Here is a 13,159-nt window from a genome sequence, read left to right on the forward strand (position 1 = left end):
TTGAAGCTGCATGGCCTTGCTCCTTGCTGCGTGTGGCCAAGACTTACCCCAGTTGAGATCGCATGGCATTTTGGGCCGACGCCTTAAGCAGATTCGCCTAAGGACATTTCCGGAGGCCGCACCCGGGGCGGGTTCCCCTCCTGGAAGAACACTGAATCGGCTGCGAATTCAGGTCCTTGATGCCTCGCGGTGGCGCGGACGTCGACAGTTGTACCTTCAGGCCCGCGCCGGGCAGCCGCATCACGTCTCCGACATCGCCAGGCGATCGCGCCCGTTCTTCTTGGCGGTGTAGAGCGCTTTGTCCGCCGCATCGATCAGGACAACCGGTTGGATATCCCCGGCCGGCACCTGCGTGGCGCCGCCGACGCTGACCGTGATATGGAGCGCCGGCTGGTTGAGGACATGAGGAATGCCGAGGGCACCGACCTCCTTCCTGACCCGTTCGCCGACCCTGGCGCAGCCAGCGGCGTCGGTATTGGGCAGCAGCACTGCGAACTCCTCGCCGCCGTAACGCGCGGCGACATCGGCGGGGCGCCGCGCCTGTTCGGCGAGAAGACGAGCCACACGGCGCAGGCATTCGTCGCCCGCCTGATGACCATAGTGGTCGTTGTATTTCTTGAACTGGTCGACGTCGATCAGCAGCAGCGACACCGGGCCACCCTCGCGCTGCGCCCGGCTCCATTCGTCCTGCAGGTGCTCATCGAAATGCCGGCGGTTGGCAAGGCCCGTCAGCCCGTCCGCCAGCGCCAGCGCCGCCAACTTATCCGCGGCATTCTTGTGCTCGGTGACGTCGCGGCAGATCGCCACCACGCCGTCGATGCGACCGATCCGGTTCCTGGTGACGCCGAGCGCGGTCTCCATCCAGATCTCGCCTTTCTCGCGGGTGCGGGTGCGATAGACGATCCTCGCCTCGTCGGTTTCGCCGTTCCGCAACGCCGCTTCCAGCTCCTGCACCCGCGGCAGATCCTCGGCATTGATGCCGGCGAGCGCCGACGTTCCCAGCAATTGATCGGGCCGCCAACCGACAACCTGTGTGCTGGACGGCGAGACATAGCGGATGGTGCCGTCGAACCCGATGCGCATGACCATGTCGACGGAATGTTCGGCGAGCAGGCGGAAATCGGCCTCCCTGGCCGCCAACGCCCCCGCCATCTGCTCGCGCTGGCGCAACTGGCGCACGACGATGACGCCGCCGGCCGCGATCGCGCCTGTCAGTCCGACGACCATCGATATCCGGATCAGCGCCGCGCGCCGCCATGGCGCCAGAAGGTCGTCCTTCGATTCCGTCGCCAGCACCATGACGGGATAACGGCTGCCGAGCTGGTAGAAGCTCAGCCGCGGCAGGCCATCGAGCGGCGACTTGAAGTAATACACCCCGTGCGTCGGCCGCTGGTCGAGCCCCCTCAACAGCGGCGTCGCCGAAAGGTCCCGGCCGACATACCTGCTGTTGTCGCGGCTGCGGGCGAGCACGATGCCCACCTTGCTGACCAGCGAGATGGCACCATTGGGTCCGACATCGAATTTGTCGTAGAACCTTACGAAGTAGTCGACGTCGATGGTGACCAGCGCGACACCGGCGAAGCCGCCATCCGGACGATCGACGCGTCGCGACACGGTGATGACCAGCTGACCGCCGGCGCCGCTCTCGACCGGCGGACCGATGAAGATGCCGCGATCGGCCGATGCGCGATGGTGCTGAAAATAGGCGCGGTCGCTGCTGTTGCGCCCGGCCAGCGCCACCGCCTCGCTGGTGGCGAGCCAGCGGCCATCCTCGCCAAAGACGAAGACCCCGCGAATCCGGTTGTCCGGCCTGCGCCGGTCCAGAACGGCTTGAACCTTCGCCACCGACGAAGCGGTGATGCCGTCGAGTTCGAGCTGGCTGACGAGGATGCTGAGCACCGTATCGGCGAGCTCGAATGTGTCCTCGGCATGCTGCGACAGCGAGCGTGCCAGGTTCGCCATGTCGGTCTCGGCATTCTGCAGCTCGAACTGCCGCGCCGACCACTCCCGCCAGCCGCTGAGCGCGACGATGGCGATACAGGACAGCGCGACGAAGGCCGCCACCGTCGGCGTCAACCGCCACCGTCTGATCCTCTCGCCGTCGCCGCTCATCGGCTGTCCCCTTGGATATCCGCTCGGCGCCTCGGCCTTGGCCATCGGCTTCGACTGCAGCCTGACCAGGGCGTCACGCAGCCTCGCCCACGGTCGGGATGGCGCGCATCTTCAGCCGCTCGACAACGAGCTCCTCGCCGGCGCCACCTTCGCCTTCTCATCGCGTCCTCCTTAATCCGCCATCGCGCGCGCGATTTCGCGCAGCATCCGGCCAAGATCGCCGCGATCGGCCCCCGGGCAGGCCGCGCGCCGTGTGCAGCCGCTCGATGATCTCGGCGCACTGGCCGGCGTCGGCGTGAATTTGAGACGGGAGCCGCCGCGGGTCGGCGCCACGATGAAGGCTTCGACGCCGCCGATCACCGGCAATGCCGGCCGTGCCGACGTCAAGGCCGGTCGGACCGCTCACGCACGCCCGGTCCGAGATTGACCAGCCAGCCGCCCGCCGACCAGCAGGAGAAAACCCAGGATAATCCGCGCCATTTTCATGAGCCACCCCCGCACAACGCATCGCTTGCCCGGTTGCCGGCGACGAAATCAACCGTTCGGAAAGCCGCAGAGACGATCGGGACTAATTAGCAAGAAATGGGATTGCGACCTTGACGTCCATCAATCATTTGGTCGGCCTGCTCGAACCCGCCGCGATCGTCATCCGCAGGGTGGCTCCACGATCGTCTTGCCGCAATCACAGCAGTGCGCGCCGTCGAGCGCCATCGCCGGACGAGCGAACGACGTCCGGATCCCCACGCATACAATAATACCTGATTTGCTTCCGCGAGTTGTGTGAATCCCCTCGGTCAAGCCGGCGGGCGACAGCAGAATGCGCGGCTCGCACGTGCGCTGCCGGCGCGGCGCATAACCCGCTGGCGGCCATTCGTGGTCTTCAAATCGGCATGCTTGCCGAGAAAGTCAGCGACCTCGGCCTCCACCGCCTGGGCCAACAGGGCACCCGCCCATGGCGCACAATTCCAGTGAGTTGATCCTCGACGTTTCCTGGCTGAATCCGCTTGATGATGTCGTCCTTGGTCACGGCGGGATCACCAACAGGAATTATGCCGATGCCTAACATATCAGAGGTACGAGCGCTCTTTGATCGATGGGAGCGGGTGTGGCATCGCGGGGAATTTGAGCTGGTCCCAAGTTGTGTTCGCCCGGTCTATATCCGTCATGACGAGACTGGTGATCGTACGGTCGCCCGGGAGGTCTATGCGGCAGAGCTGGCTGAACTGAAGCAGGGCCGGCCGGACGTCAGGATCATCGTGTATGAACACTGCTTAACCGAAAACAGCGCTTGGTATCGCTTTACAATGCGATGGACCGATCAGGCGACTGGCGGCGTCTGTACCCGTGCGGGACTTCAGTCGTATCGCATTGAAGAGGGTAAGCTTGCCGAGACTTGGGTGGTCTTCCGGCCAATGGGATCAAACTGGAGCGATGCCGTGGCGCAAGACTCTTGGACAAGCCCCGTGGGCGTTAGAGCAGTTGGAGGAAGCCACCCATCGTAAGTCGCAGTCGCAATCTTGTGCGGATTGCAGCAGCGACACGGTCGATGACCGATTTTAGGCGCGAGTAGAATGCGTGAGGCGCGGCGCTGGACAACACCGTAGCAACGACGACGTACCAAGACGTTTCGACAATGAATGCCGCTATCAGCAAACTCAACAGGACCCAATGTGCAGGGCGCCAACGACGCCGGCCGACACCTCAACTCCTCGACTTCGGCCTCGCTCCAGGGCTCGATCCCCTGTTCGCGGTGCCCGCGCTGGCGCCCGCCGCCGGCTGCACGGGTAGATAGGACTGCCTATCCCCATTTTGCTCTGTATTTTGACACCGCCTCCAGTGGCACACATATTGCTTGGAATCCCTGAAAGTCAGCCACGACTGGAAGAGGATTTGAGACGTGAGATTGATCTTTATCCTGCTGGCACTCGCAGTCTGCCAGGGTGCGACCTGGGCGCGTGACGACGGACGCCCTGCCCGACCGCTGCTCAAGCCGTTGTTCGACCAGTTGCGCAGTGGGCAGTGATCAAGCCTGGTGTCCCGGTTCCAACGTTCGCATCAAGCAGCCACCTTCGGGTTGTGCCTAGTGTGGTGGATCTGACGCTCGTTTCAGTATTGCAGCGAGTTCTTCGAACGAGCGTCAGATCCAAAACCACACTAGAATCATGATCATTGCTAGTGTCCCCTTGTTTCCAACGTTCGTATGAGCGCCTGCTGCAATGGGATACGAACGTTGGAAACGGGACACTAGCACAAATTTCAAAGCGGTGGACGTTCTTTCCTGATCCACAGTTGAACTGATGGACGCTCCCACTGCGACTTCGCGTACCGGCTCAGGTGAATCGGAACGTCATCGCCATTCAGGACCAACCGATTGAGCATGACTGCGAGATCGACGTCGGCGATTGACCAGTGGTCAAATAGGTTTTTCCCTCCATGGCTGAGTAATTCGGAGGCGGCCGCAAAGAGTTTTTGCGCCGAGCCGAGAGCGGCGGAGGATAGAGGCGCGGAGGTGGACTGATAGAAGATGGTCATCATCGAACGTTCCTCGCGGATCGGCATGAAATCGCTTCGCAGCCAGGCCTGAAGCTGACGGGCTCGCGCGCGCTTTTTTGGGTCGGTCGGGAAAATCGGCGGATTTGGATAGGCGTCTTCCAGATACTCCGCAATTGCAGATGACTCCGAAAGAGCGAAATCGCCATCGATCAAAGTCGGCACCCGCTGCGTGAGCGATGTCTTTGCATACTCTGGGGCTTTGTTTTCCCCAACCGAAAGGTCCAGGGTTCTGAGTTCAAACGAGAGCTTCTTCTCTGTCAGCGCAACGAAGGCCGACATGGCATATGGGGATGTGAGCTGAGAATCTGCATGGAGAAACATGGAAATCGATGTTCCTATTCGGCTTGGGGCGTGGCTCATAGTGCCCCGGTTCCAACGTTCGCATCCCTTACAGCGAGCACTCATACGAACGTTAGAACCGGAACACCAGTGCGGTGGATCTGACGCTCGTTTCAGGATTGCAGCGAGTTCTCCATACGCGCGCCAGATCCACCACACTAGTGTGGTGTCTCGCAATTGCCTTTGCCCTTTACGGCAAGCCCCTGTAGGCAATTGCGAGGAGCTATCGCCGAAAGTTGGTGACGGCCGGAATCGGAAAGGCGGCATATCGTGGGGGTGCTTGACGCCTCCACTTCTCCACCGAAGGAGCGATATGCCGTGTCCAAAGATAACATTCTCAAGCTGATTCAGCCAGGAAACGTCGACGACCAACTCACTGAAATCTTGCGCAACGGGGCGCGTGCCCTGTTGGCCCAGGCGGTCGAGGCCGAAGTCGCGGACTTTGTCGGCAAGCATGCCGATTTGAAGACCGGGGACGGCCGCCAGCGCGTGGTCCGCCACGGTCACCTGCCGGAGCGAGAGGTAATGACCGGTATAGGTCCGGTCGCCGTCCGCCAGCCGCGTGTGCGCGATCGCGAGGCGGCCGCCGCCGATCCCGATCGCATCCGGTTCTCGCCGTCGATCCTGCCGCCCTATATGCGCCGGTCGAAGTCGATCGAAACGCTGCTGCCGATCCTTTACCTGAAGGGGATTTCGACCGGCGACTTCTCCGAGGCGCTGGCGGCGCTGCTCGGCAAGGACGCGGCCGGGTTGTCGGCATCCGCCATCGGCCGTCTGAAGGACGGCTGGCTCGACGAGCACGCCGGGTGGCAGAAGCGCGATCTGTCGGCGAAACGCTACGTCTACATCTGGGCCGATGGCATCCATCTCCAGGCGCGCCTCGAAGACGAAAAGCAGTGCATCCTGGTGCTGATCGGGGCGACGCCGGAGGGCCGCAAGGAACTGGTCGGCTTCACCGATGGCGCCCGCGAGAGCGCGCAGGACTGGCGCGATCTGCTGCTCGACCTCAAGCGGCGCGGGCTCGAGGTGTCGCCGCGGCTCGTCATCGCCGATGGCGCGCTCGGGTTCTGGAAAGCCGCCGGTGAGGTCTGGCCGAAAACACGCGAGCAGCGCTGCTGGGTGCACAAGACTGCGAACGTGCTCGCCAAGCTGCCGAAGAGCCAGCAGCCGAAGGCCAAGCGCGCATTGCAGGAGATCTGGATGGCTGAAACCAGGGCCGCCGCCGAGCTGGCGTTCGACGCCTTCATCGAGAGCTACACGCCCAAATACGAGAAAGCGGCCGACTGCCTGAGCAAGGATCGGGACGCTCTACTGGCGTTCTACGACTTCCCGGCCGAACACTGGAAACACCTGCGGACGACCAATCCGATTGAAAGCACCTTCGCGACCGTGCGCCACCGCACGATCCGGTCGAAGGGTTGCCTGTCGAACAGGACCGCGCTCGCGATGGTCTTCAAATTGCTCGAAGGCGCACAGAAAAGCTGGCGTCGCCTCGATGGCCACAACCAGTTGCCAAAACTCGTTCTCGGTGTGACATTCAACGACGGGATCGAGGTCATCGCCAAGCCGACCGACCGTCAGCCCATAACCGCCGCCGCCTGACCGCCCCGGCCGTCACCAAAATTTGGCGATAGCTCAATTGCGAGACATAAGCCACACTAGCTTTTTTGATTTTGCTAGTGTCCCGATGTCTCCGAATGACCGTGCGAGGGTGAGGCAAACGAAGCGGTAATTCGGAGACGGGACACTAGCGGTCTTCAGGACGCGCTTCGGCTCCCACCTCGTCGTCACCGGGCCTGTCATCGCAAGTCGGATCTATCCGACTTGCAACATTCAATCAGGACGCAACTCGGCTGCGCCGAGTTGCTATGGACCTCGCTTAGGGAGGCACTGCGCCCCTCATCGGGGTGGCCGGGACAAGCCCGGCCACGACGAAAGAAAGGGTGCGACGAATGCGGTGGTGGACGGCGGTATTCAGCCTTTGACGAATTCTGCGCGAAGCAGATCCCAGGCGCGCGCCAGGATGAGGCTCGGCTTCCTCGGCGATAGACTGTCAGTCGCTGCAGCCTTGCAGCCTTTCCAAGCGCTGAATGGTATTAATCCTATCACGATCGCGATCTGAAAGCGGGACGTCGGACTGATTGTCATACTGACAGCCCGCATTACCAAATGCTCGGATACCGCGCTGGGTATGGAAACAGTAACCGGCGTCCTTGAAGATACGATTGCGAGCATGCCAGAGCTGACTGCACGAATAAGCATTGGCAGGGCTTGTCGCCATCAAAGCAATCACGATGGCAATTGCAGCTTGATATGGCGTCGTCATTGCTCTTACCCCTGTTCGCCCTGGTTGAGGCGATCACTGAATGCATCCTGGCACATTGACACATATCAAAGCCGAGCCCCGGGCACGAAATCGACGCCGGTCCCTCGGCCGCGTCGCGCGCCTGCACCATTTTCCGCTGTCATCGCCGCGTTCCGCCGATGATCAACGCACGAGGCACGGCCGCTTGTCGTCGAAGCGCCAGCCCGGAATCAGGAACTGCATCGCCACCGCGTCGTCGCGCGCGCCGAGACCGCGCTTCTTGTAGAGGTCGTGCGCCGCCTCCAGCGCCGCCCGGTCGATCTCGATGCCGAGCCCCGGCCGGTCGGGAAGCGTGATGGCGCCACCTTCGATCCGCAGCGGCTCCTTCGTCAGGAACTGACCGTCCTGCCAGATCCAGTGGGTGTCGATCGCCGTCACCTTGCCCGGCGCCGCCGCGGCGACGTGGCTGAACATCGCCAGCGAGATGTCGAAGTGGTTGTTGGAATGCGAGCCCCAGGTCAGGCCGTGGTCTCGACAGGTCTGGGCGACGCGGACCGAGCCCTGCATCGTCCAGAAATGCGGATCGGCCAGCGGAATATCGACGGCGCCGAGCCGCAGCGCATGGGTGAGCTGGCGCCAGTCGGTGGCGATCATGTTGGTGGCCGTCGGCAGGCCGGTGGCGCGGCGGAACTCGGCCATGATCTCGCGGCCGGAGAAGCCGCCTTCGGCGCCGCAGGGATCCTCCGCATAGGCGAGCACGCCGTGCATGTCCTTGCACAGCGAGATCGCCTCCTCCAGCGACCAGGCGCCGTTCGGATCGAGGGTGACGCGGGCCTTGGGGAAACGCCGGGCCAGGGCGGTCACCGCCTCGATCTCCTGCTCGCCGCGCAGCACGCCGCCTTTCAACTTGAAATCGGCAAAGCCGTAATGATCGTGCGCCGCCTCGGCGAGGCGGACCACGGCGTCCGGCGTCATCGCCTCCTCCTGCCGCAGCCTGAACCATTCGATCCGCTCGGCCTCGCCGCCGGCGTAAGGCAAGTCGGTCTTGCGGCGGTCGCCGATGTAGAACAGATAGCCCAGCGTCTCGACCCGCCGGCGCTGGACGCCCTCGCCGAGCAGCGCGGCGACCGGAAGGCCGAGGTGCTGGCCGAGCAGGTCGAGCAGCGCCGATTCCACCGCGGTGAGCGCGTGGATCGTCACCCGCAGATCGAAGGTCTGCTTGCCGCGGCCGCCGGCGTCGCGATCGGCGAAGCGGGCCCGCATCGCCGCGAGGACATTGTTGCAGGCGCCGATGGTCTGGCCGACGACGAGCTCGCGCGCGTCTTCCAGGGTCTTGCGGATGGCCTCGCCGCCGGGCACCTCGCCGACGCCGGTATGACCGGCATTGTCGGAGAGGATGACGACGTTGCGGGTGAAGAACGGCCCATGGGCGCCGCTCAGATTGAGCAGCATGCTGTCGCGGCCGGCGACCGGGATCACCTCCATGGCGGTGACCACCGGGGCGCCGGCGATGCCGTCGCGAATAGATTGCTGTGTCATGGATCCATCTCCGCCGCGAGAGTTGCCGGCAGGCGCATGGACGTCCTCCCGAAACTGGCGCCGGACTTCTGCCCTTGTCCGGTCGAATTCCTTCGATGTCAGAGACTGATACACCATTGGGCCCGTCGGAGCAGGCTCAATTCTGCATCGATCGATACCGGGATTGAATGGATGAGTCAGCGTCAGTGGCCGGCGGCATCCTTGGCCAGCGCCACGAACCAAACTGGCGGCAATTGGGGGAAAAATGTCAGGCTGCCGACCGCTCCACTCGCCGTTGTCGTCGACCGGCTTCGACGGGGCAATCTTGGCCCGCATCCGACGTATCTTCTTCAGGCGGTCATGGCCGCGCTTGTCGCTGCCATCCCGATCAGGAAGGCAGCCGCGTGCCGGCGCCGCGCGCACTCCCACCCGGCGAGAATGGGCGTTGCCGCGACCGCGAAGGCGTGTTGGTCTCGATCCGGCGGTCCAGGGCTTCGGCCGGCTGTTTCAGGGCGGAAGGGCCTGAACGATCACTCGTCGTTGCGAAGATCTCGCGGCCGGCAGAACCCCGATCCGCTGAAACGCTGCGGGGCATTTGAGGCCACGCCCTCCGTCAGCTCAGCTTCCCGCCGCAATGCGGGCAGCATGCGCCTTCCTTGGCAGAGGCTTCACCGGCGCCGCTCGAGTTCCAGTGACTGGTGCGACCGTCGATCTGCCTCATGACCTCGCGCAGGGACTGGTTCGGATCGACGCTCGCCTCGTGGCTGACGCGATGGCCGAACATCCGCGGCAGCATGCGCGACAACAGCCAGCAGCGGGCCATGACGCGCAGGCGCGAGCGCCTCACCGCCTCGCGATCGAGGACGGGCATGTCCTTGCCGCCGGCGCCGCGACGCGCCACCCAGTCGTTGCGTCCGTCGTCGGCGATGTCGAGAATGTCGTCGGCGATCAGCATGTAGCCCGCATCACGCGCCTCCCGGTAACGCGCGCCGAAGCCGTCGAGATCGGCCTTCATCCAGTTGAGAATGGTTGCCGCCGCCGGCATGCCCTCCCCGGCGCAGATATCGCGCAGCGTGCGGCCCTCGTACAGCCCGTCGCAGACCCGGTCGGCGATGGCGCGGCTGTACTCCGACTGCCTGCCGATGGGGTGGGCGGATTTTCGGTAGCGATCACGAAAGCCGCCGATATTCTCGCGTGCCCAGCGCTGCACGGTGGCGGACGCCGGCATGCCCTCGCTTCGGCAGATCTCCTGGAGAGTGCGTCCACGGTCGAGCTCCTCGCAGATTCGCGCGGCGACGGCGTCGCTGTAGGGAACATAGAGTCGTTGCATGGGGCGGCCCGTTTTCGTGCTGCGGCAGACGTCGCGGGCGGCGGTGCGCCGCCGCGCAAACGAAACCCCGCCCCGGCGTGGCCGGAGCGGGGGCGATCCTGATCATTGTCCGCAATTGTCCGTCACGGCGCAACCGCCTCCGCGCCCGGCGGTGGCTAACTCTCGCCCGGCCGCCCGGCGTCGCCCGCCTCAGGCCGGAATGACCTCGCCGCTGGCGCGATCGAACAGATGGGCCTTGTCGAGATCGAGCGCCACCTCGAAGGGGCGGTCCGGCTCGGCGGCGACGCCGACCGGCATCTGGGCCGTGAACGGACAGCGCCCGACGCTGCCGATCACCAGCGTATGCGGACCGAGCGGCTCGACATCCTTGACCATCAGGCGGATCACCGAATCCTGCGGCGCGCCGTCGCGACCGTTGTCGCGCGCGACATGATCCGGCCGCACCCCGAGCACCACCGGCTTGCCGAGGTGTCCGGCGTAGGCGTTATCGCGGGACTTCGGCAGCATCAGCTCCGCTCCCGACGGCTCGGTGAAGACCAGCCGGCCGTCGCGGGCCACCAGCTCCCCCTCGATCAGGTTCATGCTGGGCGCGCCGATGAAAGCGGCGACGAACAGGTTGCGCGGCCTCTCATAGAGCGTGATCGGATCGGCGGCCTGCTCGATGCGGCCGCCGTTCATCACCACGACGCGGTCGGCCATGGTCATGGCCTCGACCTGGTCGTGGGTGACATAGACGATGGTCTTGGCCAGCCGCCGGTGCAGCGCCTTGATCTCGCTGCGCATCTCGATCCGCAGCTTGGCGTCGAGATTCGACAGCGGCTCGTCGAACAGGAAGACGTCCGGACTGCGCACGATGGCCCGGCCGATGGCGACGCGCTGGCGCTGGCCGCCCGACAGCTGCTTCGGCCGGCGGTCGAGATAGCGGTCGAGCTCGAGGATGCGGGCGACATTCTCCACCGCCTTGCGGATCTCGAGCCTGGACTCGCCGCGTACCTTCATGCCGTAGCCGATATTATCGGCGACGGTCATGTGCGGATAGAGCGCGTAATTCTGGAACACCATGGCACAATTGCGCAGCCCGGGCCGCAGATGCGTGACGTCGCGCGCGCCGATGCGGATGGTGCCGCTCGTCACCGTCTCCAGCCCGGCGATCATCCGCAAGGTGGTGGTCTTGCCGCATCCCGATGGTCCGACCAGAACGACGAACTCCTCGTCGGCGATCTCGAGCCCGAGTCCCTCGATCACCTTGTAGGAGCCATAGGCCTTGCAGACATTCTCGATCTCGACGTGGGCCATAAGTCTGTTTCGTCCGTAGGTTGGCCGGGCCTGGAGGCTGACCGGCAATGCTGAAACGGGTCAGATCGCCGTCGCCCCAGGGCACTGGCATGTCTCGCGATGGCCGGGCTTGCTAGTCTTACTGTGTCATAAGTTGCGTGGCTTTTTTCGATTGTTTGTTCGTGCGCAGCATGGACATCGGGACAACGATCTTGCGAGTGCGACGGCGAGCTTGTGGCGCATTGTTGCAATGGAATTAGGGATGTGACGCTGGGGCCTGAGGGGCGGCACCTCTGGGTCGGCAACTTGGGGGAATCTCAGGTTTTTGGAGGCACCGGGCGGTACGAGGTCCTGAGGGGGGAATCGATTCCCTTTCGGAAATCAGGAACCCGTAGGCTGCGATGCACAAGGTGGCGTGATGATGAAAGCCTCGCCAACTGCGGCCTTCGAAGTGGCCGAGCCCAACTTCCTGCTTGAGATCCTGATAGTCGCGCTCGATGCGCCAGCGCAGCTTGGCAAGATCGACGAGGCGTTCGCAGGTGATGTCTGGCGCCAGCGTCGAGAGCCAGTATTTGGTAGGCTCTTTCTCGCCTTTGGGCCATTCGATCAGCAGCCATTCTTCGTCCCGCAGCCTGTTGCGATGAGCGGCGCGCACACGCACCCGCGCAAAGCGCGAGGACAGTCGATCATTCGAGCCTTCGCGCCAGCCGATCGTGCGCCAAGCGGGCTTAGGCAAAGCCAATGCGAGTGCTTTGACCGAGACGGGCTTGTGTTTGGCGTCGCGGCACACGCGCGTCGGCGGCCGCCCCTGGCCCGACCAGCACTTCGGCAGCAGCGGCGCCGTACCCGGCCCCCACACCGAGGTGCTCGACAGAATGCCGGCAGCATAGCGCAGCCCCAGCGCAGTAATTTCCGTGCGGAGGCTCGTGTGATTGCCGTAGCCGGCATCGAGCAATACGACGCCGCGCGGAAGTCCTGCCTCGCATGCCCAGCGAAGCTGATCGAGCGCGATTTCGGGCTTGCTCTTGAAGTCGATCTCCTCCGGCACCCCTGCCTTCTTCCGCCGCGCGGCATCGTCCGCCCATTCCTGCGGCAGATAAAGTTGATAGCGAACCGGCAAGCTCGCATGCCGATGGGCAATCGACAGCGATACCGCCACCTGGCAATTGTCCTGCTTGCCCAGTTGCCCGCAATATTGCCGCGCCACGCCCACCGAATGCTTGCCCTTCTTCGGAAAGCCCGTGTCGTCGATGATCCAGCCCTCGATCGGCCCGTGGCGTTCCATCTCTGGCAGCACCTTCTCGCGGACCTTGGCCAGGACCTTTTCGTCAGACCAGGCCCCATTGCCGATAAAGTGCAGCAGCGATTGATGCTGGGCCCCGACCCGGGCCGGCGCGGTCACCGCCGCCATCGGCTCAACACTCTTGCGATCACCCGCCATCACAAGTCCCAGGCAGTAATCCCGAAAAGGTCCCACCCGGTCCGCATGGCCAAGGACGCTCGCCAGGCCCTCGACGTAACTCGCAAATCGCGCTTCACCGGCATCCCCAAGGCGCGCCATTCCAGCTCCCTCCCGCTGAAAACGAATCGCCTAAAATACCGGCCCACAACATGTTTTTGCCTGCGGCTTTCTGACTCAGTAAGACTAGTGTCCTGTCTCCGAATTACCGTGCGAGTGCGAGGCAAACGTAGCGGTAATTCGGAGACGGGACACTAGCGCTTGTCCC

The 13,159-nt window shown here is 63.9% G+C and carries 12 protein-coding genes and 1 pseudogene; 4 read left to right on the forward strand and 9 right to left on the reverse strand.

Features of this window, described 5'->3' with window-relative positions:
* Positions 1-240: 240 nt before the first annotated feature.
* Positions 241-2,112, reverse strand: coding sequence for a diguanylate cyclase domain-containing protein (locus DB459_RS00795; protein ID WP_253710911.1), 1,872 nt, complete (start codon positions 2,110-2,112; stop codon positions 241-243).
* On the opposite strand from DB459_RS00795, the gene DB459_RS00800 reads away from it, so the two are divergent.
* On the forward strand, positions 2,030-2,287 hold the full coding sequence (locus DB459_RS00800; RefSeq protein WP_253713760.1) for a hypothetical protein: 258 nt from the start codon (positions 2,030-2,032) through the stop codon (positions 2,285-2,287). The two genes, DB459_RS00795 and DB459_RS00800, sit on opposite strands and share 83 nt — an antisense overlap.
* On the opposite strand, the gene DB459_RS00805 is transcribed toward DB459_RS00800, so the two are convergent.
* Positions 2,284-2,499 carry a hypothetical protein gene (locus DB459_RS00805; RefSeq protein WP_253710913.1) on the reverse strand — a complete coding sequence of 72 codons (216 nt, stop codon included), beginning with the start codon at positions 2,497-2,499 and terminating at the stop codon, positions 2,284-2,286. The two genes, DB459_RS00800 and DB459_RS00805, sit on opposite strands and share 4 nt — an antisense overlap.
* 461 nt (positions 2,500-2,960) lie before the next feature.
* Positions 2,961-3,139: pseudogene (locus DB459_RS00810) on the reverse strand (IS256 family transposase); the annotation flags it as partial.
* 28 nt (positions 3,140-3,167) lie between these two features.
* On the opposite strand from DB459_RS00810, the gene DB459_RS00815 reads away from it, so the two are divergent.
* A complete protein-coding gene (locus tag DB459_RS00815; RefSeq protein WP_253710915.1) occupies positions 3,168-3,614 on the forward strand; it encodes an ester cyclase in 447 nt (148 codons plus the stop codon).
* Between the two features lie 395 nt (positions 3,615-4,009).
* Positions 4,010-4,135, forward strand: coding sequence for a hypothetical protein (locus DB459_RS27315; protein WP_256519256.1), 126 nt, complete (start codon positions 4,010-4,012; stop codon positions 4,133-4,135).
* Between the two features lie 233 nt (positions 4,136-4,368).
* Here DB459_RS27315 and yfcF read toward each other — a convergent pair whose 3' ends face one another.
* Positions 4,369-4,986, reverse strand: a complete 618-nt coding sequence (yfcF, locus tag DB459_RS00820; RefSeq protein WP_253710917.1) for a glutathione transferase — start codon at positions 4,984-4,986, stop codon at positions 4,369-4,371.
* Positions 4,987-5,322: 336 nt separating this feature from the next.
* On the opposite strand from yfcF, the gene DB459_RS00825 reads away from it, so the two are divergent.
* The gene (locus tag DB459_RS00825) at positions 5,323-6,606 is read left to right on the forward strand and encodes an IS256 family transposase (protein WP_253710919.1); all 1,284 of its coding nucleotides are present in this window, start codon (positions 5,323-5,325) and stop codon (positions 6,604-6,606) included.
* Positions 6,607-7,057: 451 nt separating this feature from the next.
* Here DB459_RS00825 and DB459_RS00830 read toward each other — a convergent pair whose 3' ends face one another.
* From DB459_RS00830 to DB459_RS00850, 5 genes are all read right to left on the reverse strand, one after another.
* Positions 7,058-7,330, reverse strand: a complete 273-nt coding sequence (locus tag DB459_RS00830; RefSeq protein WP_253710920.1) for a YARHG domain-containing protein — start codon at positions 7,328-7,330, stop codon at positions 7,058-7,060.
* Positions 7,331-7,492: 162 nt separating this feature from the next.
* Positions 7,493-8,848 (reverse strand): glucarate dehydratase, encoded by a 1,356-nt coding sequence (gene gudD, locus DB459_RS00835; protein WP_253710922.1) that lies wholly within the window; start codon positions 8,846-8,848, stop codon positions 7,493-7,495.
* Positions 8,849-9,440: 592 nt separating this feature from the next.
* On the reverse strand, positions 9,441-10,157 hold the full coding sequence (locus tag DB459_RS00840; RefSeq protein ID WP_253710924.1) for a hypothetical protein: 717 nt from the start codon (positions 10,155-10,157) through the stop codon (positions 9,441-9,443).
* A 189-nt stretch (positions 10,158-10,346) separates the two neighbouring features.
* The gene (locus DB459_RS00845) at positions 10,347-11,453 is read right to left on the reverse strand and encodes an ABC transporter ATP-binding protein (RefSeq protein WP_253710926.1); all 1,107 of its coding nucleotides are present in this window, start codon (positions 11,451-11,453) and stop codon (positions 10,347-10,349) included.
* A gap of 235 nt (positions 11,454-11,688) precedes the next feature.
* Positions 11,689-12,993: an IS701 family transposase gene (locus DB459_RS00850; protein ID WP_253710928.1), complete on the reverse strand. Its 1,305-nt coding sequence runs from the start codon at positions 12,991-12,993 to the stop codon at positions 11,689-11,691.
* Positions 12,994-13,159 lie beyond the last annotated feature (166 nt).

The sequence above is a fragment of the Bradyrhizobium sp. WD16 genome (assembly GCF_024181725.1).
Taxonomy (GTDB): Bacteria; Pseudomonadota; Alphaproteobacteria; order Rhizobiales; family Xanthobacteraceae; genus Bradyrhizobium_A.